The organism is Actinoallomurus vinaceus (genome assembly GCF_039542055.1).
GTDB lineage: Bacteria > Actinomycetota > Actinomycetes > Streptosporangiales > Streptosporangiaceae > Actinoallomurus > Actinoallomurus vinaceus.
The window spans coordinates 111,105-134,768 of record NZ_BAABHK010000013.1 but is presented as its reverse complement, the minus strand read 5'-3'; the positions used below and the strand labels follow the sequence as shown (position 1 = coordinate 134,768).

The window sequence follows — 23,664 nt, the reverse complement described above, 5'->3', positions numbered from 1 at the left end:
CCGTGGTGCCGGAGCATCACGGGCCGTACGGGACGGAAAGCCCTTTTAGTGCTTGTCGAGCACCTCGGACGCGCCGTCGACGTCGGTGACCGGGCGGGACGCCGGGCCGACGTACTTGGCGCTCGGGCGGACCAGACGCCCGGTGCGCTTCTGCTCCAGGATGTGCGCGGCCCAGCCCCCCGTACGGGCGCAGGTGAACATGGCCGGCATCATGTGCGGCGGTACCTCGGCGAAGTCGAGGATCACCGCGGCCCAGAACTCCACGTTCGTCTCGATCGGACGGTCGGGACGACGCTCGCGCAGCTCGGCCAGCGCGGCGTCCTCCAGGGCCTTGGCCGCCTCGAACCGAGGGGCGTTCAGCTCCTTCGCCGTACGGCGGAGCACGCGGGCACGAGGGTCCTCGGCGCGGTAGACGCGGTGGCCGAAGCCCATGAGCCGCTCATGGTTGTCCAGGATGTCGGTCACGACCTTGCGGGCGTCACCGAGCTGCTCGACCTTCTCGATCATCGGCAGCACGCGAGCCGGGGCACCGCCGTGCAGCGGGCCGGACATCGCGCCGATCGCACCGGAGATCGAAGCCGCCACGTCCGCGCCGGTGGAGGCGATGACGCGAGCGGTGAAGGTCGAGGCGTTCATGCCGTGCTCGGCGGCCGAGACCCAGTACGCGTCGATGGCCTTGACGTGCTTCGGGTCCGGCTCACCACGCCAGCGGATCATGAACCGCTCGGTGATCGTCCTGCCTTCGCCGACACGGCTCTGGGGGACCATCGGCAGGCCGAGGCCGCGGGCGCTCTGCGCCACGAACGACAGGGCGGTCACCGACGTACGCGCCAGGTCCTCGCGGGCCTGCTCGTCGCTGATGTCCAGCAGCGGGCGCATGCCGTACGCCGGAGCGATGATCGGCAGCGCGCTCTGGACGTCGACGCGGACGTCGCCGGAGTGCACCGGCAGCACGTGCGGCTCGGCCGGAGCCAGCCCGGGGCTGAAGCTGTTGTCGACCAGCAGGCCCCACGCGTCACCGAAGGAGACGCGGCCAACGAGATCTTCGATGTCCACTCCCCGGTATCGGAGAGCCCCGCCCTCCTTGTCCGGTTCCGCGATCTCAGTCTCGAAGGCGACTACGCCCTCGAGGCCGGGTTTGAAGTCGGACATGTTCTGTCCTGCCTTTCGTCCCCTTGATGTACAGACGCCAACTGGTAATTGAACCGCTTCATGGGGGCCGAGCCGTACTCGGGGGGGTGTGAGATGCGCAATTCTTTCCGTTTGGGCAACTCTCGCGGGACCTTGTCGCGCCGTCCATGGGCTCACGCGAGAGGATGTCCTGTCGTGGAGCACCATGATGTCGCAGCCTTCCGAGAGTCCTACATGGGCGTGGGCCTGCACGCCCGCGACCTCGCGGCCGACCCGCTGACCCAGTTCGGCACCTGGTTCACCGACGCCGTCGGGGCGGGGCTGACCGAGCCCAACGCCATGGTCCTGAGCACCGTCGATGCCGACGGCCGGCCCAGCGTGCGGACCGTGCTTCTGAAGGGCTACGGGCCGGACGGCTTCCGCTTCTTCACCAACCACCGCTCCCGCAAGGCGCAGGCGATCGCCGCCGATCCCCGGGTGGCCCTGCTCTTCCCGTGGCACCCGCTGCGCCGCCAGGTGATCGTGGAGGGGACCGCCGAGCTCCTGTCACGCGAGGAGTCGGCGGCGTACTTCGCGACCCGGCCGTACGGCTCGCGGCTGGGCGCCTGGACGAGCGAGAACCAGTCCGCGGTCATCACCGACCGCGCCGAGCTGGAGCGCCGCTACGCCGAGCTGGAGGAGCTCTGGCCGGACGAGGTGCCGCTCCCGGACTTCTGGGGCGGCTACCGGGTGATCCCGGCGAGCATGGAGTTCTGGCAGGGGCGCCCGGACCGGCTGCACGACCGGCTCCGCTACCGGCGCGCGGCCCCGGGCGAAGAGGGCGAATGGATCACCGAGAGACTTAGTCCGTGAGCCCCGACCCCGATTCCCCGTCTGCCGACCTGCACTCCGCCCCCGACGATCACCCGGCTCCGGCCCGGCGTGCCATGCGCCTCGGCGCGCTGGCGCGACGGGCCGCCATCGACACGCGCCCGCTGAGCGAGCCGGCGTACCGGCGGCTGTGGATCGGGCAGGCCGTCTCGTTCGCCGGCTTCGCGCTCACCTCGGTGGCGATCTCCGTCCAGGTGTACGACCTGACGAAGTCCTCGTTCTGGGTCGGGCTCCTCGGCCCGGCCAACCTGATCCCGCTGATCGTCTTCGGCCTGTGGGGCGGCGCGGTCGCCGACGCGATGGACCGCCGGCGGCTGCTCATCCTCGCGTCCCTGATCACGTGGGCGTCCACCCTCGGCCTGCTGGTCCAGGCGCTGCTCCACCTCAGGAACGTTCCACTGATCATCGGGCTGGTCGTGGTGCAGGCGGTCGGGGTCGCCGTCTCCTCGCCGACCCGCGGCGCGGTCATCCCGCGCCTGCTGCCGGTCGAACTGGTCCCCGCGGCCAACACCCTGAACTTCACCGCCTCGCAGGTGGCCACCTTCGCCGGCCCCGTGCTGGCCGGCGTCGTGATCGGGCACGGCGGCTACGCGATGGCGTACGGCATCGACGCCACGCTGTTCACGGTCGGGCTGTACGCCACCGTCCGCCTGCCGTCGATGCCGCCACTGGGCGACGAGACGGGACGGCCCGGACTGCGCTCGGTCATCGAGGGCCTGCGCTTCCTCGCCACCCGCCCCGTCCTGATGATGTCGTTCGTCGTCGACATCATCGCGATGGCCGTCGCCATGCCCAGGGCGCTGTTCCCGGAGGTCGCCGAGACCCGCTTCGGCGGCGAGGAGGCCGTGGGCTGGCTCATCGCGGCGATCGCCGTCGGCGCCGTCATCGGCGGCCTGCTGTCCGGCTGGATCGGCCGGATCCGCCGCCAGGGCGTCGCGCTGATCGCCGTCATCGCGGCGTGGGGCCTGGCCGTGGCGGCGGCGGGACTCGCGCATTCGCTGTGGCTCGCCGTCCTGTTCCTCGCCCTCGGCGGCGCGGCGGACCTCGTGTCGGCGGTGTTCCGGCAGACGATCCTGCAGACGTACGCCCCGGACGAGATGCGGGGACGCCTGCAGGGGGTGTTCACGGTCGTCGTCGCGGGCGGTCCCCGGCTGGGAGATCTCCGCGCCGGGGCGCTGGGCGCGGCGGTCGGCGCGACCGCGTCCTGGGTCGGCGGCGGACTCGCCTGCGCGGCCCTCGTCGTCCTCGTCGGGCTGGCCGTTCCGTCCTTCCGCCGCTACACCACGGACCGGTAGCCCAGGGCCTGGTAACGGCACAGCGGCCGGCCCGGGCCCTGGGAAGGGCAGAAGAGCGGGGGTCAGGCGGGAACTCGCCGGGGCAGGGCATTGCCCCGGAGCGACCGGCGCACTACCGTTCGCAACGCCCACATGATCATCCGTACCCGCCCGGAGATTTCATGCAGCGACGCCTGCGAGCGGCGATGACGCTCGCCCTGATCGGCCTGCCCACGACCCTGACCGTGGCCCCCGCCCACGCCGCCCCCCGCACACCGGGGACCGTCGGCCGTACGCCGGGGGTCGTGACCCGTACGTCGGAGGCCGTTGCTCGTGCGCCGTGGGCCGCAGCCCGTACGGCGGAGGCCGCCGCCCGTACGCCGGGGGTCGCCGACGTCGACGGCGACGGTTACGGAGACCTGGCGATCGGGGCGCCGGGCGCGTCCGGCGGCGGCAGGGTGGCCGTCGTGTACGGCTCGCGCGGCGGCGTGAACGTCAAGCGCCATCAGGTCCTCGCCCCGCTCCGGGCGGGAGGCGCGTTCGGCACGGCGGTCGCCACCGCGGACTTCGACGGTGACGGGCACGCCGACCTGGCGGTGGGCGCGCCCGGCCACGGCACGATCGAGATCTTCACCGGGAGCCGGTCCGGGCTGAGCCGGCGGGCGGTCCTGACCCCCGGCGGCGGGGCGGGACGGGCCCTCGCGGTCGGCGACGTCGACCACGACGGGCACCCCGACCTCCTCGCGGCGACGAACTCCGCCCTCCTGGTGATCGGGTTCGCCAGCGGCGACGCGAAGGTCGTGGCCACGATCAAGGGCAGGACCGCGGCGCACGTCGCCCTGGCCGCCGGTGACGTGAACGGCGACGGGTACGCCGACGCGGCGTGGAACGCCGACGGCCGCCTGCGTCTCCTCCATGGATCGAAGACCGGGCTGCGGGCGGCGTCCGGCACGGCGAGCGTCGGGTCCACCGGCGGCCTGGCGATCGCCGACGTCAACGGCGATCGCCGCGGGGACGTCGTCGCGGGCGACCCCGCGGGATCCCACGGCGGGCTCGTGAAGATCTACCCCGGCGGCGACCTCGGGCACCCCCGGGCGTTCTCCCAGGACTCCAGCGGCGTTCCCGGCGCTGGGGAGAAGGGCGACGAGTTCGGCGCCGCGGTCGCCGCGCGCGACGTCGACGGCGACGGGCGCGCCGAGGTGGTGGTCGGCGCTCCGGGCGAGGACATCGGCAAGCGCCGGAACGCCGGTGCCGTGACCGTCCTGCGCGGGAACGCGCACTGGAAGCTGGGCTCCGGCTCCTCGTCGTTCAGCCAGAACACCGAGGGCGTGCCGGGCGTCGCGGAGACCGGCGACCGGTACGGCGGGGCGCTCTCGCTCGCCGATCTCGACGGCGACACGAGGCTCGACCTGGCCGTCGGCACCCCCGGCGAGAACGGCGGCGACGGCGGCGTCTCGATCTACCCGGGCCAGGGCATCGCGGGCATGACGGTCTTCGGCGGCAAGTCCGCCGGCGTGTCCGCCGCCAAGGCCGCCTTCGGCGCGTCCGTCGCGGGCTGACCGCCCAGCGGAGCAGCGTCCTGCACTAGAGCGCGACCCTAGTGGAGGACCTCGGCGGCGACCTTGAGGTCCGAGACCAGGCCGGCGTACGCCGCGTCGCGGTCGTCGGCGCGCAGCACGGCCGACGGATGGACGGTCGCGACGAAGAAGCCGTTCTGCGTGGCCGACTCGTCGTCCAGCGGCGGGCGCGGGATCAGCTGGCCGCGCTGCTTCGTCACCCGGAAGGACGGGCCGAGGAGCGCCTTGCCCGCCGTCGCGCCGAGCACCACGATCACCTCGGGGTCGATGATCCGCAGCTCGGCGGTGAGCCAGGGCCTGCACGCCGAGATGTGCGCGGCGTCCGGCGTCTGGTGGATGCGGCGCTTGCCCGGCCCCGACTGGCTGAACCGGAAGTGCTTGACGGAGTTGGTGACGTAGGCGTCACCGCGCTCGATCCCCGCCTCGGCGAGGGCCTTGTCCAGCAGCCGGCCCGCCGGGCCCACGAACGGCGCGCCCTGGCGGTCCTCCTGGTCACCGGGCTGTTCGCCGACCAGCACCACCCGCGCGGCCGGGCCGCCCGATCCGAGCACGGCCTGGGTGGCGGGCTCGTACAGGTCGCAGCCGTGGCAGTCCTGCACGGCGCGGCGCAGCCCGTCGAGATCCGCCCCGGCCGGGACGTAGTGTTCGGCACCTTCGAAACGTGTCATCGCGCGCTCAATCTACCCAGGGCGGGGCGTCCGCACCCGCTGGGAAGAGCGGGTCCGCGCGGGACGTTCCAAGAATAAGGACACGAGGATCGCCCCCTGCCCTTTTCGGTTGCCCAACCGTCGCTGATCCGCCGTAGCATGGGGCGAGACTGGAGGAAGCCTTGACCGCACACGGCTTGATCGACACCACGGAGATGTATCTCCGTACGATCTTCGAGCTCGAAGAAGAGGGCATCGTCCCGCTTCGCGCGCGCATCGCCGAGCGGTTGTCGCAGAGCGGCCCCACGGTCAGCCAGACGGTCGCGCGGATGGAGCGGGACGGTCTGGTCCGGGTCGAGGGCGACCGTCACCTGGAGCTCACCGGCACCGGCCGCTCCCTGGCCGTACGGGTCATGCGCAAGCACCGGCTCGCCGAATGCCTGCTCGTCAACGTCATCGGCCTGCCGTGGGAGGACGTCCACGTCGAGGCCTGCCGGTGGGAGCACGTGATGTCGGAGGAGGTCGAGCGGCGCATCGTCGCGCTGCTCGACGGCCCGTCGACCTGCCCGCACGGCAATCCGATCCCCGGCCTGGTCGAACTCGGCGGCGCCGCCGAGGCACCGGAGGGGGAGCCGCTGGCGCTCATGACCGATGTCGCGACCGAGAGCGGGGTCCCCGTGGTCGTGCAGCGGATCAGCGAGCAGGTCCAGGGCGATCGCGCGCTGATGGTCCAACTCAAACAGATCGGGATTCAACCGGGACGAGAGGTGACGCTTGCGGCCGGCGACGACGGTATCCGAGTGACGCGTGACGACGAAGCCGACAGCCCGTCCGCCGAGATCCCGCGCCGTGTGGCCTCTCACGTCTTCGTGTCGAAGCGCTGAGTTGCCGGTTCCACGTATCCCGGCGCGGCGTTCGTCGTTCAATAATACGGGGGGACGATGTCCGGGGGGCCGAGTGAGTGATCGCAAGGTGACAGGCCCATGACGCGCCGGCGTGATACGCACGTCGACGCGCTACTGCCGCCGAAGACCGTGCTGGACGCCATGGAGATGGCGGTCATCGTCTGCGACCGGTACGGCAACGTCATCTATACCAACCCCTTCACCGAGACCCTCCTCGGATTCGGTGGCCCGGAGTACATCGGCCGGTCGTGGCTGTCCCTCGGCGTCGCCGAAGAGGACCACGAGCAGGCCAAGGACCTGGCCCGGCGCGTCCTGCGCGGCGCGGTGTGGGAGGGGACCTTCTGCAACGTCCGGGCCGACGGCAGCACCGTCTACACCCGGGCGTACGCCGTGCCCCTGCGTCACCCCTCCGGCAGCGTCGAGGGCCTGGTCATCTTCGGCCGGGAGGCGCTGCGCAGCAACCAGCGCGACCAGGACCGCTACGGCCTGCTCGAGCGGATCGGCGAGCGGCTGGCCGGCTCGCTGGAGCTGCAGCAGACCCTGCGCCGGGTCGCCGACACCCTCGTCCCCCAGTTCGCCGATCACTGCTTCATCGACCTGTTCAGCGGCGACCAGCTCGTCCGGCGGGTCTCCCGGCACGCCGGTGACTGGACCCCGCCGCCGGGCACCTGGCGGGAGATCGGCGACACCGTCGAGTACCCGCCCGGTCACTTCTGCGCGAAGGCGATGACGCGCCGCGACGCGGTCCTGGTCGACAACGTCGTCTCCGATCGGATGAAGGCGCCGACCCCGGCGAGCAAGCGGCTCGGCGAGGAGGTCGGCGTGACCTCGATCATCGCGGCGCCCTTGCTGGCGCGCGGGGAACTGCTCGGCGTGATGAGCCTGGCCCTGTCCGGCGTCACCGTGCGGCCCGACCCGCACTACGACGGATTCGACCGCGACCTCATGGGCGCCATCGCGAGCCGCGTGGCGCTGGCGATCGACAACGCCATGCTGTTCGAGGAGGAGCGCGAGACCGCCCTGGCCTTCCAGAAGCAGCTCCTGCCGGGCGACCGGCCGCCGCCCCTCGACGGGCTGGAGATCGCCTGGCGGTACGAACCGGCCCGTCCGCTGGAGTCGCACGGCCAGGGCATCCAGACGCAGGTCGGCGGCGACTGGTACGACGTGATCCCGCTGTCGGCGGGCCGGGTCGGCCTGGTCATCGGCGACGTCGAGGGCCGGGGCGCCCGCGCCGCCGCCGTCATGGGGCAGCTTCGGGCGGCACTGCGCGCGTTCGCGCAGGACGACAAGCCGCCGGCCGACATCCTCCTCAAACTGGACGAGTGGGTGCGCACGATGAGCACCCCGGTCCAGTACGCCAACGGCGCCACGCCGAACGGTCAGGAGACGCCGCTCGTCTCCGTCACGTACTTCGTGTACGACGCCTGGTCCCGCCACCTCTCCTTCGCCAACGCGGGGCACCAGCCGCCGCTGCTCGTGCTCGACGGCGAGGTCGGCGAGCTGGAGGCCAGCGGCAGGGGCGCCATGCTCGGCGTCCGCCAGCCGGGCGTGGGCGGCGACATCCGGTACGAAGAGGAGACCCGCGAGCTGCCGCCCGGCAGCACGCTGGTCCTCTACACCGACGGGCTGATCGAGCGCCGGCCCAAGGAGGACGGCGACCACCACAGCCGGGAGCAGGCGCGCGAGCTGCTGTACCAGGCTGTTCGCAAAGCGGCCCGCGGCGACGTCGAGTCGATCGCCAACGCGGCGTTCGAGGCCGTCCCCGGAGACATCGACGACGACGTGGCCATCGTCGTCGTCCGCACCTCGCCGACCCGGCTGCACGTCGAGGAGCGCAGGTTCCCCGCCGAGCCGATCATGGTGTCGGAGGCGCGCCGGCTGGCCGCCGAGACGTTCGCCGACTGGGGCATGCTGGACGAGCAGTCCGAGCTGGCCTGCCTGCTGGTCTCCGAGGTGGTCACCAACGTCGTCCTGCACGCGGCCAACACCCCGGCCCCGCGCCGCGAGTTCGTGCTGGAGGGCGCGCTGGGCCTCGACGGCCCGGGCGGTTTCGACGACCCGTGGGAGCTGCCCGACCTGAGCCGCCGCGAGCCCGTCACCAAGGAGTTCACGCTCCGGCTGCGGCGAGGCGAGAAGGCCGTCTGGGTCGAGGTGCTGGACAAGGACATGCGCCTGCCCCGCATCAGGAGCGCCGGGGAGACCGACGAAGGCGGCCGTGGCCTCTACCTCGTCGACCAGCTCGCCGCCCGGTGGGGCTCCCGCCCGACTAGCGATGGCAAGGCAGTGTGGTTCGAGATCTCCCTCAAGTCCTGAGGCGGGCCAGAGCCGCACGGAAGCTCCTTGCCGCCGCTGTTGACGCGCAAAGGCGACAAGCCGGGCAACGGCGCGTCCACCTCGGCGGCAAGCTGTCAACGGCGGCGGCAAAGCGGGGGCGTCGCCCCCGATCAGCCGTCGGTTGACGTCCCCGTCTCCGTTCCGAAGCCGTTCAGCGACCGGCGTTCGTCGTCGGTGAGCGTCTCTTGGAATACCGTGATGTGCAGGCCGGCCGCGGCGTCGAGGCGCGCGTTCAGCGACTGCCAGGGGGTCAGCGTGGGCGGGGCCACCTGCTCGGCGCCGGCGGACACCAGCCGATCGGTCGTGGCCTGAGCGTCGTCGACCTCGAACGCGACCCGGATCTTGGGCGCGACCTGACGACCTACCTCGACGTCGTCGATGTACCGCTTGTGGGCCGGGTTCGCGATCTCCAGGGTGGCCCGGCCGACGTCCAGGATCACGACGCGGGCGTCCTCGTCGCTGGAGAAGGCCGCCTGCTCGGGGAGGCCCAGCGCGTCGCGGTAGAAGGCGAGCGCGGCCTCGTAGTCCTCGGCCTCGACGACCAGGCGGAGCTGGCGGACGGGCGAGGGCCCGCGGTCATCTGTCATGGGAGGACTCCGATCCGAGTAGACGTGACTTTACGGAAACCAGTGTGCGAGGTGTGCCGCCGCCGCCCGACACGTCGGACGGCGACTGAGGAGTTGAGCAGGCCCCGAGCGTGGTGCGCGCCACAAGCATCACGCATCTCCGACGACCGTTCAGTCGACTCTGGTCAGTACGACGGTCCAGTCACGACTCCCTAGACCCTCGACTCGGTCCAGCTTCCAGATCTGGTCACTGACTCGGAAGGTGTCACCGACATGGAGAGTATATTCGTCCTCTTTGTCCGACGTTACCGCAAGATAGACTTCCGCCGATCCATCTGGAAGAGCGACGGCATTGAAGACGCCAAAGCTGCCGATCGAAGTGTTTCGCTGCCTGCCGTGTTTCAAAAAAATTTCAGTTGGCGTCACGACTAATCCAATGTTGTGTATCTGGGCCTCATCGAGTCCCTGAACTCTTTGGCCGTCATCATCTCGGGATGCTGGGAATTCCATGGGTTGCGTAGACGGATCCTCCCGCTATCGTCTATGCCCGTCACCTCGTAAGCATGGCAGTGGTGAAGCTTATGCGGCAAGCGATTCTCGCCGGTGCGCAGGTCTCGGGTGCCGACCAAGATTGGTTTATTTTCTACGAGTTGTTCGCGAAAGTCGTCGAGAAGCTGACGGTCCGGGCTTCGTCCCTTGTGGTCATAGCCGGTGGGGAATTCCCATGGCCTCGCGGGTTGGCCGGTGAGCTGGGTGAGCAGTTCGGCGCGGTCGCTGGGGTTGCTGCCCTGGTTAAGGCGCACATATCCCTGTGGCGCGTCGCCGCCATCACCTTGTACGTCCCAGCGATCCGCCCACTGTCGTCGCCGTCCGTCGTTCCAGGTCTGATCGGTGCCGGCGATCGCCTTCTCCAGGACCGGAGCCCAAGCGGCCCCGGTCGTGGTCGAGTCGGCGAAGGCGGGCTTGCCCGGCTCGTCGGAATGCACGGGGAGATCGGGTGTCACGGTCAGAGTGATCGGTCGTCCCGTCGGCTCGTAACGCATGCGCGATGCCGAGTACTTGGCCTCGTGGAGCCGTACCTTGTAGTTGCCGTCATCGGTTTCGCGGACGCAATCGCGTATTGCCTCTGGCCGGTGGGAGGCAACGGCGCCGAGCGTGGCGATTATCCCGCAATCGCCGAGATCGCCCTGCTTTGTCTGCTCTCGTGTTGGTTCGCCATTGAACAGCGGAGTCCGTGTGCCGTCCGTGCGTTCAAGAGGTGTGTCGTAGCGCTCGGGAACCAGCCGCGGGTCCTCGTGCGGATCCTGGAAGTCGGGCCGGCCGACCACCTCGGCCAGTTCCGTTCGGTGGTCACGTTGCTCGGCGCCGAAGGCTCGCTTCAGGTTCGTCAAAAAGCCGCGCTCGACCGCACTGTCGTCACGGTTGCCGACTCGGACATTATCGTCGGAGACCCCAGCGCCAGACAGTCCATTTCCTGCCTCCGCGCGGTTGCCGAAAGTCGAGTCCAGCGTTTCCGGAAGAACCTCGGTCTCGCCGGTTGCAGATCTGCCCTTCGACTCGCTGCCGTCGGCCCCGCCGGCGTCGGGTGGAAGGGCCGTGGCTTCTGCCGTGTCATCAGGCTCGTCGGGTTGTTCTGCGGTGCGTGTAGCCCCGTGGTCAAAGGCGGCGTTCTCTGGCGGGTCGGATTCTGGGGACGCCGGTGGTTCACCGGGCTCATCGACAGGCGGGGTAGGCGGCGGAGCCGCGTCGTCCTCGGCGGTGCGGGTGGTCGACTCGCTTGAGAGCTCGTCCGGCTCCGCCTCCTCTATGGCATCTGCGGCGCTGCCGGTAGACGACGTCAGATCACGCTGCTCGTCCAGGCTCAACGCGTTCCGCGCATCGGACGACTCATGATCTTCGGCCTGCGGGCCCGCAGGACGCGTCTCGCCGTCCACCGGTTCGGGAATCGCCGGCGCGACCTCATCCTGCTGCTCCGCCTGGCTCATGCGGGGCTCGGGTTGCTGCTCGATTTCACGGCCGTGAGGGGGGATACCGCCTGGGCCCGCGTTCTCGAAACCGCCGGATTCGTCGTTCGAACCATCTTCGGCACCGACAGGCGTCTCGTCATCGACGGCGGGCCCCTGACCTTCCCTCCCCGGCGGGTCGGCCGGCTCGGGAGGAGGCGCCGACTCCTCCTGCCCCTCACCCGCTTCCGGGCTCTCTGGTGCCGGCGGCGGTGGCTTGTCGTCTTGTTCCCTCATCCGGTTTCCGCCCTCGCCCAGTGCTGCCGGTAGAGCCGGGTCCACGGCAGGACGTCGCGCCGCCAGGCGTCCCGGGCGATGTGCACGAACACGCAGGCTTCGTAGTCACGGTGCTCATGGTCGGTCGCCGCGGCGAGGGGGACGGCATCGGCGATCCGGTGCGTCCACGTGATGGTCTCCTGCCACCAGTGGCTCTGCGCCGCAACGGTGTCGGGGTAGTCCTTGACGCGGGTCTTGAGGTCGGTGGCGTGTTCAGGCCGTACGGCGGTTGCGGCGCGCGACCGGAAGGCACAGCGATGTTCGCAGCCCGCGCATTCGGGGAACGGCGCGAGGGCCGCGTCCACCTGGGAGTTCCTGGTCGCCAGCCCGCGGAACCGGTCGGCCAGCTCGTCGTCGGTCGCGAGCGGCGCACGGTCCGCCCCGGCGGCGTCGGCCGCCTGGGCCCGGACGTTGGGGACCTGGATCAACGCCGGCCGGTCGAGGCCGTCGTGGTAGGCGAAGGCGGTGAACGGCGCGAGGGTGGAGGCGTAGCGTTCCTGGTCGTCGGAGAAGCGCATGGTAGCGCCGATCAGCCGGCGATCGTCTTCGGCGGGAAGCCGGTGCATCACCTTCAGGTTGGTGTTCTTGTAGGCGTCCTCGACGAGCTTCCCCGGAACCTGCTCGACGATGACGAGTGCCTCGCCGTACTTGCGGTTCTCCGCGAGCGTGTTCGCGAATGCCTGCGCGGCCCGCGCCTGGGCGTTTCCTTCCTTCGCGTCTCCGAGCGGCGCCGACCGCCCGAGCAGCCGATGGGCCTCCTCCACCACTGTGACGTGGGAGAGCTCGCCGCCTTTCCGGCTCGCCTTGTAGTACTCGGTCATCGTTTGCAGGATCAGCGCGGTGAGCAGCGACTGTTCCTTCTCGTTGTCGCCGACCTCGGCGAGTTCGATGACGACGGGCCGGCGGAGCAGCTCGTCGATCGGATAGGAGACGGCGCAGTCCAGGGTGCTCGCACAGGCCCCTTCGGCCAGCGATTCGGCTCGTAGGCTGGAGGCGGCGATGATGTTGGACCGGACATCTCCGGAGTAGTCGAGACGTTCGGTCTGCTCCCGCATCCGGGCGACGAAGTCGGTCAGGGTCGGCCAGTTGCCTCGGTGCCGGTCGTCGGCCCGGTCGGTGGCGACGATACCGCGGCGAGCGTACGTCTCCCGGAGTGCCCTGTTGTAGATCGCTGGAAGCGGGTCCCACAACCCGAAGGCCGCGTCGAAACAGGCGAGGAGACCGGCGATATGGCTGCCGATCCGGACGCCTGACGGCACCTCGAACGGATTGAGCCGGAAGGGTGCGACGTCTTCGTTGCCGACCGTGAAGACGACCAGGTCTTCGAGTCCGGGGCGGGTGGCCAGCCACCGGTAGTCGTCGAGCGTGGTGTTGACCGGTTCGAGCGCGAGGAACGGCACCCGGTGGTCGCGCCACAACTGTTCGCAGAACGCCAGCGCGCTGTTGGTCTTTCCCGATCCCGTGGTACCGACGAGCAGGGCGTGACGGGTCAGCTCGGACAGTTCGATCCCCAGCGGCCCGGCGAGTCTGTCGGCCACCAGTTGACGTCCCAACTCCAGAGACGGGCCGGCTGGATGGTAGTCGGCTTCACCCGCCAGCCCCGGACGCCGTACCGGGAATCCGGGCACATGCCCATGCACGGCCAGCGGAAGCCGTATCGCCGAGCATGCCTCGCGTGGGTCGGCGAGCTCGGCCAGCAGCCGTACGACCGGGGGCGGGGCCAGGGGCAGGCTCTCGGCGTATCGCGCGTCCCACCGGAGGTGGTCGAGCGTCGTGACGTTCCGCCATGCGGTGTCGAGCTCGTCCGGCCGTGGCCGGACCACGATGTGCGGCGCTCCCGGGAACGTCTCGGTCAGCGCGGACCGTTCGCTCGGCCGCTGCGGTGGGGAGATCGTGGCGGCGACCAGTTCGGCGAGGGACTCGGGCAGGTGCGCCGGCGATGCCAGAGCGATGCGCGACCGGAATGTCCGCGCTCTGTAGCGGCGCGCCGCGTCGGCGTAAAGCCGCTCGGCGTCCACCGCGAAGGCGTCCGGCGCCAGTTCGACTCCGGAGGACCACAGGCCGTCCGGCATCTTGCCGGGACGGGCGAGCCTGCCGTACTGCGTGGCGAGCATGTCCAGCTGCGTCGCGAGGTCTGCGGACCCCGGGTACGGCGCCAGCCCCACGGTGAGCAGAACCGGGTCGGGGTGGGCGGTCAGCGCCTGCCACAAGGGCTCCCACGAGGGCGCGGCGACCGTGAACGGTTCGACCGCCACGTAGTACTCGACGCCGGCGTCCGGGCGGTTCGGTACGCCCACGCGGATCCGCTTGCGGATCTCCGCCACCCCGTCCGGTGCCGGTCGGAATGGTGCCAGCCAGGTGTTCATCTCGGCGGTATCGGTGATCTCGCTCGCGTGCACATGGCGGGGGAGCTCGGACAGCCGGCCGCGTAGCCGCTGGGCGGCCGACACGGTCTGCTGGTGGTCGGAGCCGTGCACCCGGCCGAGCACGGCACAGGACAGCCGCCGGCTCGCCGGATCCATGAGGTAGCGCAGTTCGACACGGGTCTCGTACGCGGCGTCCCACTGCCCCGCCAACCAGGCGGTCTCGGCTCCGACGGCCTTCGCGAGCCGTTCGGGCTCGGAAAGGTCGGCGTACTCCCGCGTCTCGGTCAGGTCGGCTGCCGCCTCGACCCGTATCCCGACCCAGGCCCATGACCCGCGCGCGTCTGCGGCCGACAGGACCCCATCAGCCATGGACGCCGAAGGGGCGATGAGCAGGCCGACGCGATCGTTTCTCAACCGTCAATTCCGGACGCTCCCATCATTGGGGAGGATCGGGGACGGGGACGGGGACGGCGCCCCGGCGGCGGGGTTCCATCCCTCGGCCACGGGGGACGGGGCGGCCTGTCCCACGGTCAGGTGCATGTCCTGGATCGGCAGATCCCTGCCGAAGGTCGAGGCGATCGGCACCTCGACGCCCTGGACGGCGACCTCCACACCCTCGCGGACCGCCGAATGCACGGCCTCACGCATCGCCCGTACCTTCTCGGTCCGCAGCATCTGGCCGACAGAGCCCGATCGCCCGAAGATGCCGCCGATCACGTCCTTGATGAAGATCCCGATCAGTTGATAGCCGCGTCTGACTCGCCACATCATCCATCCCACGTAAAGGCTGGTGCCGTAAGGGAACACCGATACATAGGCGACGTAGTAGCGCTCCGGGATGACCAGGCGGTTGTTCACCACCTCGGGGTTCAGGATGTCACTCCGAATCCGCATGGCGGCCGCATGCACCGGAATGCGCCTACGAGCAAGGGAACCATAAATCGCCGCATACGACGACGCCGCCGCAGGCGCGTTGTTCTCGAGAAGAGTCCGCCACTCCGCGATCGGCTCCCCTGACTGCGAGAGAAGCAGGACCAGCCAGTACACGCATCCGGAGATGAAGAATCCGAGCACGGCCAGCGTCTCGAGCCCAGAAGCAGTTCCCAGGAAAAGGCTGAAAACTCCAAGGAGGATGAAGAGCGAGAACAACATCAGGGAGATGACGGCAGCCCTCATCGCCAGTGAGTAGAGCGCCCTCCACGACACCGACTCGTCGAGGGAGAGCTCCATGGGAACGAATTTCAGCGACTGGGTGCGGTAGGCGATGTCACCGCCTCCCGGCCCCGCTGCGGCGAAGCCACCTCCGGCCCCATTCGTCGATCCCGCTTCAGCGTTCACGGACCCTCCTCATCTCAGTACGGTCAGGCGATCTCGGGTTTCTGCGGGACGGGCGGCGCGCCGCCTCTCACCAGCCGAAGTTCACGGTGATGTCGTTGCTGGACGCTGCGGCGGAGCCCTGAACGCTGAAGCTCCGGTCCCCCGTCTCAGTCTGCTTTTTGCCGTCGTAGTCGGAGTAGGTGGCCACGTAGTGGGCCACTCCGTCGGTCTGGGAGGAGAAATCGACATGCTGTCCAGAGGAGGGGTCGTACCCAGGGGTTACGGCGACGGTCGGATAAGTGGTGATCGACCATTTCACCGACAGCTCGGACCCGAAGATGTACACGCTGAACGGGCAGTTGTCCGGGCTGTCTTCCGTGCTCCGCGCACACACGTCGATGTGTTCTTTGACCTTGGTCTGGACGGCGGCGTCCGCGCCCGGCGCCAGCGTCGGCGCCGCGAAGTCGAACGTGATGATCGGTTGACCGGTCACCTCGCCGCTATCGATCACGCCGCTTCGTGTGGAGCCGTCGATCAGGGCACCGCCCCGCGCCGTCGCGGTGTAGACACCGGGAAACGCGTAGAGCTCGTCGGAATCGTCGCTGCCCACGTCAATGCCATTGATCGTGACGGGCCTCCCGGCCACCGACTGCAGGCCTATCACGAGGAACGGCGACTGGAGGAGATAGGTGGAACCACCGCCGGACGCCCGGGTGACCATGATGCTCTGTGTGACCGTTTCATGGCCGAGCTTGTATGAGACCTGGACGACGTCGATTTCCTGCCCAGTCGACGCGGTCCTCGACTCGGTTCTCAATATCCGCGCGTGACTCGGCCGGGTACGTGCGTCAGCGACCGCCTTGGGGACGAGCAACGGACTTCCGGTCAGGTCGTCACCGGCGTCATGCGCCACGAGTTTGAACGCGGCGGCCGTATCCCCTTCGGCGAGATGATGGAAATAAGCCTGTACGGTCGACGCGGGCGTCGGTGGCGCGAACACCACCGACACTCCGATTGCGCCGCCGACGACGGCGACCAATACGATGCCGATAATGGCCAGCATTCGCCGGCTCGGCCTGCGAAGGGCCATGCCGTCTTTGCCCTGCAGGGTCGGCACGGTCAACTCCGGACCCGGCATCAGCGTCGGCACCGATGAATCGGTCGGCCGATCAGCGCCGACTGAACCCGTCGTTCCCGTGCCGCTACGGGCCACTGCCGATGCGGTGGACTGCAAGACCGCGACTCCGCACTGCGAGCATGATGCCATGGAGGTGGCTGTCGGGGAACCGCACTGATAGCAGGTGTCCATTAGCTTCGGCTGCCCCCGAACCGTATATCTTAAAGACCGTTTCTCTACACCTCACAGAAGTGACCTGACTCGGCCACCGGATCCCCGTCAGAGAGAAACTCAAGGGCTGCGAGTGTAGCGTGTCACCGCCGCCAAAGCCACGGGCAGCGTTGGTCGAAGCCGAAGGCAATGAAGCGGAGCCGCATCAAGGTATAGGCAACGTACGGCCGTGAACCCGGACGGGAATCGGTGTTGCTTCCCCATGTCGCGCCCCCAGCGACCGGCCCGCTCAACAGGCCCGAGAACTCGCCGCGCAAAAGGCTCCCGGCCTGTCGCGTTTCCTGCCGCAGCGCCGCGACCTCCGGCCTTTCGTCCGAGGCCTCCCTTCGTACCCGGCCGCTCTGTCGCTGCGTTCTCTCGGCGGCACGGAGTGGGATTTCGATGCCGGCTCATTGACGCTCCGTCCTGGAGCAGAGGGTCGGCCACCTGGTACCGAGACAAGCGGTGTACCGGCCGTGACGGGTAAGGCGGTGAGTGTCAACGGCCGCGGGGGGCGTTTACGAGGCACATCGGCGTTTCTAAGGTGGAGGCATGCTGGCGTGGGAGGTCCGGCAGCCCGGGCCGATCAGGACCGAGCCCCTGCGGGCGGTGGACCGGCCGGTTCCGGAGCCGGGGCCCGGGGAGGTGCTCCTGCGGGTGCGTGCCTGCGGGGTGTGCCGGACCGACCTGCACGTCGCCGAAGGGGACCTGCCACCGCACCTGCCCGGCGTGACGCCCGGCCACGAGATCGTCGGCGAGGTCGTGACCCCGGGCGAACGGTTCGCCGCGGGCGACCGGGTCGGCGTGGCGTGGCTGCGCGGCACCTGCGGGATGTGCAAGTACTGTCGCCGCGGCGACGAGAACCTCTGTCCCCGCTCGGTCTACACCGGCTGGGACGCGCACGGCGGGTACGCCGAGTTCGCGGTCGCACCGGAGGCGTACATCTATCCGCTCCCAGGAGACCGGGCCGACGTCGAGCTGGCGCCGCTGCTGTGCGCCGGGATCATCGGCTACCGCGCGCTGCGCAGCGCCGCGTTGCCGCCCGCGGGGCGGCTCGGCATCTGGGGTTTCGGCGGGTCGGCGCACCTGGCCGCGCAGGTCGCCATCGCCGAGGGCGCCGTGGTCCACGTGTTCACGCGGGCGGCGGCGGCCCGCGCCCTGGCGCTCGAACTGGGGGCGGCGTCCGCGCAGGACTCGTTCGACCCGAGCCCGGAGCCGCTCGACTCGGCGATCATCTTCGCGCCCGCCGGCGAGCTCGTCCCGGCCGCCCTCGAGCGCCTCGACCGCGGCGGCACGCTCGCCATCGCCGGCATCCACCTCACCGACATCCCGGCGCTGAACTACCAGGCCGACCTCTTCCAGGAGCGCCGGCTCCGCAGTGTGACCGCCAACACGCGTGCGGACGGTGAGGAGTTCCTCCGGCTGGCCGATCGGCTGCGGCTCAAGGTGACGGTCACGCCCTACCCCCTGACCGAGGCGGACCGTGCGCTGGCGGACCTGGCCGCCGACCGGGTCAACGGAGCTGCGGTGCTGCTCCCTCCAGGCGGTCACTGATCGCCGCCGGGGTGTTGTTCACGTCCGGCCCGCGACGGGGCGGCGGTGCTGCTCTCTCCCGGCCATCGCTGACCGGCGTCGGAGTGGTGTTCACCTCCGGCCGGCGCCGGCGGGCGCGGCGGCGACGTAGGCCCACGACTGGGTGAACCACAGCTCCCGGCCGATCAGGCGGGGGCGCGCTCCGGTCTTCGGGCCGCCGTCGAGCTCGGCGGTCAGCTCCTGCCGGATCCGGTCGCCGTCCCCGACATCGGCGAGCCACGGTTCGACCGGACGCTCGATCGTGAACACCTCGAGCCGGCGCGTCTCGCCCCCGGCCTCGTGGACCAGGTCCATGAGATCGCCGAACGTGCGCGTCGTCGTACGGGCCGGGTCGCGGAGGCGCTCGATGCGGCCGCTGTCGCCGGCGCGGGTCCGTACGAGGTCGGCGATGACGAGCCGTCCGGCGCAGACGCCGAGGAGCCGCCGGACCAGGGCGACGGGGTCGGTGTCCGGCGTGGGAGTCAGGCGGGCGGTGATGAGCGTGAACGGCCCATCGGGTACGGACGCGGCGTCCGTGCTGGTCACATGGCGGACCCACGGGCTGAGAACGTCCGAGGTACCGCAATCGAGGTCGAGGCAGGTGTCGTCGGGTCGAGGCTCGGCGAAATCCACAAGCCTGCGCAGGTGACAGGTGGCTTCGCTGAGAGCGTGCGCGCTGGCTTGTGGCATCGATGTCTCCCGGCAGAAGAGTGCTCCGTACGCGGTATGACGTCTCAGGAGCATCTTGGGTTCAGAGAGGGCCCTCCGGATTCATCCGTACTGCTCGAGCCTTCAGGCTGGAGGTAAAGCCTAATGCCGTGTCCAGACCCGTCATAGTTCCGAAACCACTCTGCCAAAGATACGGGACGCGGTAGGGTGCGGTGTTGTGCAGTTACGGTATGCCTATCGTCTGGACCCGACTCCGGGGCAGCGTGTCGCGCTGGCCAAGGCGTTCGGGTGTGCGCGTGTGGTGTTCAACGACGGGCTGCGTGCACGGCGGGACGCCAACGCGGCAGGGCTGTCGTACCCCTCTGATGGGGAGTTGTCCAAGCGGGTCATCACCGAGGCGAAGAAGACCTCCGAGCGTGCCTGGCTGGGTGAGGTTTCGGCTGTGGTGCTGCAGCAGGCGCTGGCCGACCTGAACACCGCCTACCGCAACTTCTTCGCCTCGCTGAGCGGGACACGGAGGGGAGCGAAGGTGGCCGCGCCTCGCTTCCGGTCCAGGAGGGACAACCGGCAGGCGATCCGCTTCACCAAGAACGCCCGCTTCGCCATTACCCCTGGTGGAAAATTGCGGTTGCCGAAGATCGGTGACGTGGCGGTCCGCTGGTCCCGGCCCCTGCCCGCCGAACCGTCCAGCGTCATGGTGGTCAAGGACGCGGCCGGGAGGTACTTTGTCTCCTTCGTGGTCCAGGTCGGCGAGCAGCCCCTCCCGCCGGTCGAGGCCGAGACCGGGATCGACCTGGGATTGGGGCATTTCGCGGTTCTACCGGACGGGCGGAAGGTCGACTCGCCGCGTTTCCTGTGCCGGGCGGAGAAGAAACTCAAGCGGCTGCAGCGGGCGCTGGCCCGCAAACAGTCCGGATCGAACAACCGGGACAAAGCTCGCCTGGCCGTGGCCCGCCAGCACGTCAAGATCGCCGACGCGCGCCGGGAGTTCCATCACCAGCTTTCCACGGAGCTGATCCGCGAGAACCAAGCGATCTACGTGGAAGACCTGGCCGTGAATGGACTGGCGCGCACCCGGCTAGCCAAGAGCGTTCACGACGCCGGCTGGTCATCCTTCCTCGCAATGCTGGAGTACAAGGCCGCCTTGTACGGACGGACCTTCCACCGGATCAACCGGTGGTTCCCCTCTTCCAAACTGTGCTCCACCTGCGGGGCACGGCAAGAGGCAATGCCGCTGAACGTCCGCTCATGGACCTGCCCGTGCGGGGCTGTCCATGACCGGGATGTCAACGCGGCCAAGAACATCCTCGCCGCCGGACGGGCGGAGAGGCTAAACGCCTCCCACGCCAGTGGGCGGGACGGCGCAAGCCGTCCCGGTGGAGGGCAGGTAAGACCACCCGGTCAGGGTGGCAGGCCCGTTGAAGCAGGAAGCCACAGAGGTGCCGCATGAAGCGGCACGGACTGAATCCCCAGTCTTACAGACTGGGGAGCGGGTCACTTTCCGCCCTGGTGCTGCGTCCACATCATGAGCGCCACGATCACGAAGACGACCATGAGCCCGATGACGCGATCACGGGACATGCCGAGACCGACGCGTTTCGCGACGCGGCTGACGACGAACGCCAGCAGGATCGCCAGTAGTGCGAGCGTTACGACCCCACTCACGCTTTTTCTCCTCTGGTCCGACCCGGGACCAGACTAACCCGGCGGAGCCCCGCGCTGCATGACGCCGCTCATCCGCGGGTACGGCGAGGAACATTACAGGTGGTAATGCGACGATTACCGACAGGGGGAGACATGCGGCGTCATCTGCACCTGCGCGCGCTTCCGGCGGCGGCCGCGATCGTCACGGCGGCCGTCACCGTCACGGTGGCCCCGGCGTCCGGCGCCGGTGCCGCGGGGCCGACGTCGGTGACGGTCGCGCCGGCGTCCCGGGCCCCGGTGTCCGCCCAGGACCGCGCCTGGCTGCGAGAGGCCCATCAGGCCAACCTTGCGGAGATCGACGTCGGCGAGCTGGCCGGGAAGAAGGGCGCGACCTCGGAGGTGCGCTCGGCCGGCCGGATGCTCGTGACCGACCACACCGCCTTCGACGGCAAGGTGACCCGCCTGGCCGAGCGCCTCGGGGTCTCCTTGCCCAAGACGCCCACGCCCGCCGACACGGCCGCCGCCGACCGGCTGCGGAACGAATCGGGGAAGGCCTTCGACCAGGACTTCCTCAGCACCATGGTGAGCGGGCACCGGAAGGTCATCGCCGACACCCGGACCCAGGTCTCCCAGGGATCGTCCACCCGGGTGATCGCCCTGGCCAAGAATGCCCTCCCCGAGCTGCGCAAGCACCTGGCGATGCTGCGGAAGACCCAGACCTCCGGCTGATCGGCCACCCGGTCCTCGCGCGCTCACCGTTCTCCGGGGCGGAGTCGGTGAGCGGGTCGTGGCCGCCACCCGGCCCACGGCTGAATCGCTACGCGTCCCGCGGCATGCGCGGCAGGGCGAGGATGAGGGCGAGACCGGCGAGTACGAGGGCCAGGGCGAACGCGCACCCGGCCGCGAACGCGTGGTCCCAGCCGCGGGGGACCGCCCGGAAGACCACCACGCCGACCAGGGCGACGCCCACGGAGCCGCCGACCTGCTGGGCCGTTGCCAGCACGCCCGAGGCGGTGCCGACGTGCCCCTCCCGTACGCCCTTCAGGGCCACGTTGAGCAGCGGCGTCTGCACCAGCCCCATGCCCCCGCCGAGGACGACCGTCGCCGCCATGATCGAGACCGTGGTGTACGGCTCCACGAGCAGCACGGTGAGCCCGGCCGCCGCGATCAACGCACCCACGACGAGCAGCCGGCGGCCGAGGAGCGGGGCAAGCCTGCCGGCGGCCAGCGACCCCGCCAGGAAGGCGAGCGCGAACGGCGTGAACGCCAGCCCGGCGCGCAGAGCGGACAGCCGCAGGCCCTCCTGCAGCTCCAGCGCCATCACGAAGTTGAAGCCGTTCACCATCACGTACCAGGTCAGGACGATTACGACGCCGAGGGTGAACGGACGGTCCCGGAACAACCGCAGGTCGACGAGCGGGTCGCCGGCCCGGCGTTCCGCGGCGGCGAAGGCGGCCAGCACGAGGGGAGCGGCGGCCAGGCAGAGCCACGTCCACACCGGCCAGCCCAGCTGACGGCCTTCGATCAGGGGCAGGACGAGGAGGATCAGCGCGGCGCTGAGCAGGGCCGTGCCGGGCCGGTCGATCCGGCCGGCGGTCGCGGCGCGCGACTCCGGGATCAGGACCCGGGCGGCCAGGAAGATCACCGCGCCGAGGGGCAGGTTCACGAGGAACACCGCACGCCAGGGCAGCATCTCGAGCATGACCCCGCCGAGCACCTGCCCCGCCACCGAGGCCATGCCCAGGACCGCGCCCATGACGGCGAACGGCCGGTCCCGGCGGTCCGGCGGGAAGAGCACCTGAATGAGGGAGAACGCCTGGGGCAGGGCGAGCGCGGAGCCGACCCCCTGGACGAGCCGGGCGGCGACCAGGAGTCCGGCGTCCGGCGCCAGGCCGCTGGCCACCGACGCCACGGTGAACAGCGCGACTCCCGCACAGAACATCCGCCGCCGGCCGTACCGGTCACCTAGGCGCCCGCCGGTGACGAGCGTGACGGCGTAGGTGAGCTGGAATCCCGCGAGCACGAGCTGTCCGACGGCCGGGGACGCGTGCAGGGCGCGTTCGATCGCGGGGACGGCCACCAGCACCTTGAACAGGTCGCTGATCGTGAGGAAGACACCCGCGTACGCCGCGATCAGCGCGGGCCACGGCCGGATCCCCGCCTGCTCGGGGGCTTGCGTGAGAGCTGTCATGCCTCCCACGATGGGAGGAACAGTAAACGGGTACCAGATGTGCTTCATCCTGGTATAAGGAGTACCGCCCAATGCCCAGCCGTGATGAGCTCGCCACCTTCCTCCGATTCCGCCGCGAACGCCTCACCCCTGAGGACGTCGGCCTGCCCGGGGGCGGGCGGCGCCGTACGCCGGGGCTGCGCCGGGAGGAGGTCGCCACGCTCGCCGGCGTCAGCACGACCTGGTACACCTGGCTCGAGCAGGCCCGTGACGTCACGCCAAGCCGGCAGGTGCTCGACGCGCTCGCCCGCACGCTGCAGCTGTCGCCGGCCGAGCACGACTACCTGTTCACCCTGGCCGGTCAGCCGGCCACGCCGGCGGCCGAGAAGGCCGACGTGCATCCGACGATGCGGGCGTTCGTCGACTCCCTCGACCCGCATCCCGCCTACATCGCCAACGAGACCTGGGACGTCCTCGCCTACAACCGCGCGCAGGCGGCACTGATCGCCGAGTACGACGAGCTGCCGCCGGAGCAGCGCAACGTGATCTGGCTGATGTTCAACCGTCCCGAGATCCGCGCGCGCGTCGTCGACTGGGAGGCCGACGCCCGCTCGATGGTGGCCAAGTTCCGGGCGGCGGCCGCCGAGCAGGCGGGCAACCCGCGCATGCGCGCGCTCACCGACGACCTGGTGAAGAGAAGCCCGGAGTTCCGCGACCTGTGGGCCGGCCACGACGTCCGTGGCCACGGACCGGCCCGCAAGCGCGTCGACCATCCGGCCGTCGGCCTGATCGAGCTCGACTACGTGAAGCTGGAGTGCGTCGGCCGCCCCGGGCAGGTCCTCACCGCCCACCTTCCCGCCGACCCCGAATCCGCCGCCAAGCTGCGGGCGCTGGTCGACGCCTCCTGACGCCGGGCTGCGGGCGCAAGCGGGGATGGCCACCCGGATTCTGCCTTTCGGCTCTTGCCGCTCTCTCGGCCGGCGGTGTTCCGGCGTGGGCGGGTGGGCCCGAAACAA

Annotated in this window: 20 protein-coding genes; 9 read left to right on the top strand and 11 right to left on the bottom strand. The window is 70.1% G+C overall.

What is annotated here, in order from left to right:
- Positions 1-45 precede the first annotated feature (45 nt).
- Complete coding sequence (locus ABEA24_RS36755; RefSeq protein WP_345437112.1) at positions 46-1,152, bottom strand: citrate synthase 2; 1,107 nt, start codon at positions 1,150-1,152, stop codon at positions 46-48.
- Positions 1,153-1,326: 174 nt separating this feature from the next.
- Here ABEA24_RS36755 and pdxH point away from each other — a divergent pair, with 174 nt between their 5' ends.
- The 3 genes from pdxH to ABEA24_RS36740 all read left to right on the top strand — a co-directional run bounded on the left by pdxH (position 1,327) and on the right by ABEA24_RS36740 (position 4,834).
- Positions 1,327-1,983, top strand: coding sequence for a pyridoxamine 5'-phosphate oxidase (pdxH, locus tag ABEA24_RS36750; RefSeq protein ID WP_345437110.1), 657 nt, complete (start codon positions 1,327-1,329; stop codon positions 1,981-1,983).
- Complete coding sequence (locus tag ABEA24_RS36745) at positions 1,980-3,296, top strand: MFS transporter (RefSeq protein WP_345437108.1); 1,317 nt, start codon at positions 1,980-1,982, stop codon at positions 3,294-3,296. Before pdxH ends, ABEA24_RS36745 begins: the two co-directional genes overlap by 4 nt.
- A gap of 161 nt (positions 3,297-3,457) precedes the next feature.
- Positions 3,458-4,834 carry an FG-GAP-like repeat-containing protein gene (locus ABEA24_RS36740; RefSeq protein ID WP_345437106.1) on the top strand — a complete coding sequence of 459 codons (1,377 nt, stop codon included), beginning with the start codon at positions 3,458-3,460 and terminating at the stop codon, positions 4,832-4,834.
- 38 nt (positions 4,835-4,872) lie between these two features.
- Here ABEA24_RS36740 and ABEA24_RS36735 read toward each other — a convergent pair whose 3' ends face one another.
- Complete coding sequence (locus ABEA24_RS36735) at positions 4,873-5,520, bottom strand: UdgX family uracil-DNA binding protein (RefSeq protein WP_345437104.1); 648 nt, start codon at positions 5,518-5,520, stop codon at positions 4,873-4,875.
- 161 nt (positions 5,521-5,681) lie between these two features.
- Between ABEA24_RS36735 and ABEA24_RS36730 the strand changes: the two genes are divergently transcribed.
- Together ABEA24_RS36730 and ABEA24_RS36725 are read left to right on the top strand one after the other, a co-directional pair.
- On the top strand, positions 5,682-6,383 hold the full coding sequence (locus ABEA24_RS36730; protein WP_345437102.1) for an iron-dependent transcriptional repressor DtxR: 702 nt from the start codon (positions 5,682-5,684) through the stop codon (positions 6,381-6,383).
- 99 nt (positions 6,384-6,482) lie between these two features.
- Positions 6,483-8,717 carry a SpoIIE family protein phosphatase gene (locus tag ABEA24_RS36725; RefSeq protein ID WP_345437100.1) on the top strand — a complete coding sequence of 745 codons (2,235 nt, stop codon included), beginning with the start codon at positions 6,483-6,485 and terminating at the stop codon, positions 8,715-8,717.
- A gap of 131 nt (positions 8,718-8,848) precedes the next feature.
- On the opposite strand, the gene ABEA24_RS36720 is transcribed toward ABEA24_RS36725, so the two are convergent.
- From ABEA24_RS36720 to ABEA24_RS36700, 6 genes are all read right to left on the bottom strand, one after another.
- Positions 8,849-9,325, bottom strand: coding sequence for a VOC family protein (locus ABEA24_RS36720; RefSeq protein ID WP_345437098.1), 477 nt, complete (start codon positions 9,323-9,325; stop codon positions 8,849-8,851).
- 150 nt (positions 9,326-9,475) lie between these two features.
- Positions 9,476-9,814, bottom strand: coding sequence for a DUF6406 domain-containing protein (locus ABEA24_RS53790; protein WP_425551283.1), 339 nt, complete (start codon positions 9,812-9,814; stop codon positions 9,476-9,478).
- Positions 9,733-11,544 carry a C2 family cysteine protease gene (locus ABEA24_RS36715; protein WP_345437096.1) on the bottom strand — a complete coding sequence of 604 codons (1,812 nt, stop codon included), beginning with the start codon at positions 11,542-11,544 and terminating at the stop codon, positions 9,733-9,735. The genes ABEA24_RS53790 and ABEA24_RS36715 overlap by 82 nt, the downstream gene beginning before the upstream one ends.
- Positions 11,541-14,318: a helicase HerA domain-containing protein gene (locus ABEA24_RS36710; protein WP_345437094.1), complete on the bottom strand. Its 2,778-nt coding sequence runs from the start codon at positions 14,316-14,318 to the stop codon at positions 11,541-11,543. Before ABEA24_RS36710 ends, ABEA24_RS36715 begins: the two co-directional genes overlap by 4 nt.
- Positions 14,319-14,366: 48 nt before the next feature.
- Positions 14,367-15,179, bottom strand: a complete 813-nt coding sequence (locus tag ABEA24_RS36705; RefSeq protein WP_345437092.1) for a hypothetical protein — start codon at positions 15,177-15,179, stop codon at positions 14,367-14,369.
- Positions 15,180-15,354: 175 nt separating this feature from the next.
- Positions 15,355-16,416 carry a hypothetical protein gene (locus ABEA24_RS36700; RefSeq protein ID WP_345437090.1) on the bottom strand — a complete coding sequence of 354 codons (1,062 nt, stop codon included), beginning with the start codon at positions 16,414-16,416 and terminating at the stop codon, positions 15,355-15,357.
- A gap of 729 nt (positions 16,417-17,145) precedes the next feature.
- Here ABEA24_RS36700 and ABEA24_RS36695 point away from each other — a divergent pair.
- Positions 17,146-18,147: a zinc-dependent alcohol dehydrogenase family protein gene (locus ABEA24_RS36695; protein ID WP_345437088.1), complete on the top strand. Its 1,002-nt coding sequence runs from the start codon at positions 17,146-17,148 to the stop codon at positions 18,145-18,147.
- Positions 18,148-18,237: 90 nt separating this feature from the next.
- On the opposite strand, the gene ABEA24_RS36690 is transcribed toward ABEA24_RS36695, so the two are convergent.
- Complete coding sequence (locus ABEA24_RS36690; protein ID WP_345437086.1) at positions 18,238-18,855, bottom strand: class I SAM-dependent methyltransferase; 618 nt, start codon at positions 18,853-18,855, stop codon at positions 18,238-18,240.
- A gap of 196 nt (positions 18,856-19,051) precedes the next feature.
- Here ABEA24_RS36690 and ABEA24_RS36685 point away from each other — a divergent pair, with 196 nt between their 5' ends.
- Positions 19,052-20,284 carry an RNA-guided endonuclease InsQ/TnpB family protein gene (locus ABEA24_RS36685; protein ID WP_345437084.1) on the top strand — a complete coding sequence of 411 codons (1,233 nt, stop codon included), beginning with the start codon at positions 19,052-19,054 and terminating at the stop codon, positions 20,282-20,284.
- Between the two features lie 44 nt (positions 20,285-20,328).
- Here the strand turns inward: ABEA24_RS36685 and ABEA24_RS36680 are convergent, their stop codons facing one another.
- Complete coding sequence (locus ABEA24_RS36680) at positions 20,329-20,499, bottom strand: hypothetical protein (protein WP_345437082.1); 171 nt, start codon at positions 20,497-20,499, stop codon at positions 20,329-20,331.
- 132 nt (positions 20,500-20,631) lie between these two features.
- On the opposite strand from ABEA24_RS36680, the gene ABEA24_RS36675 reads away from it, so the two are divergent.
- Positions 20,632-21,207, top strand: coding sequence for a DUF4142 domain-containing protein (locus ABEA24_RS36675; RefSeq protein ID WP_345437080.1), 576 nt, complete (start codon positions 20,632-20,634; stop codon positions 21,205-21,207).
- 88 nt (positions 21,208-21,295) lie between these two features.
- Here ABEA24_RS36675 and ABEA24_RS36670 read toward each other — a convergent pair whose 3' ends face one another.
- Positions 21,296-22,669 (bottom strand): MFS transporter, encoded by a 1,374-nt coding sequence (locus ABEA24_RS36670; RefSeq protein ID WP_345437078.1) that lies wholly within the window; start codon positions 22,667-22,669, stop codon positions 21,296-21,298.
- Positions 22,670-22,740: 71 nt separating this feature from the next.
- On the opposite strand from ABEA24_RS36670, the gene ABEA24_RS36665 reads away from it, so the two are divergent.
- Positions 22,741-23,556, top strand: a complete 816-nt coding sequence (locus tag ABEA24_RS36665) for a helix-turn-helix transcriptional regulator (RefSeq protein WP_345437075.1) — start codon at positions 22,741-22,743, stop codon at positions 23,554-23,556.
- Positions 23,557-23,664: the final 108 nt, after the last annotated feature.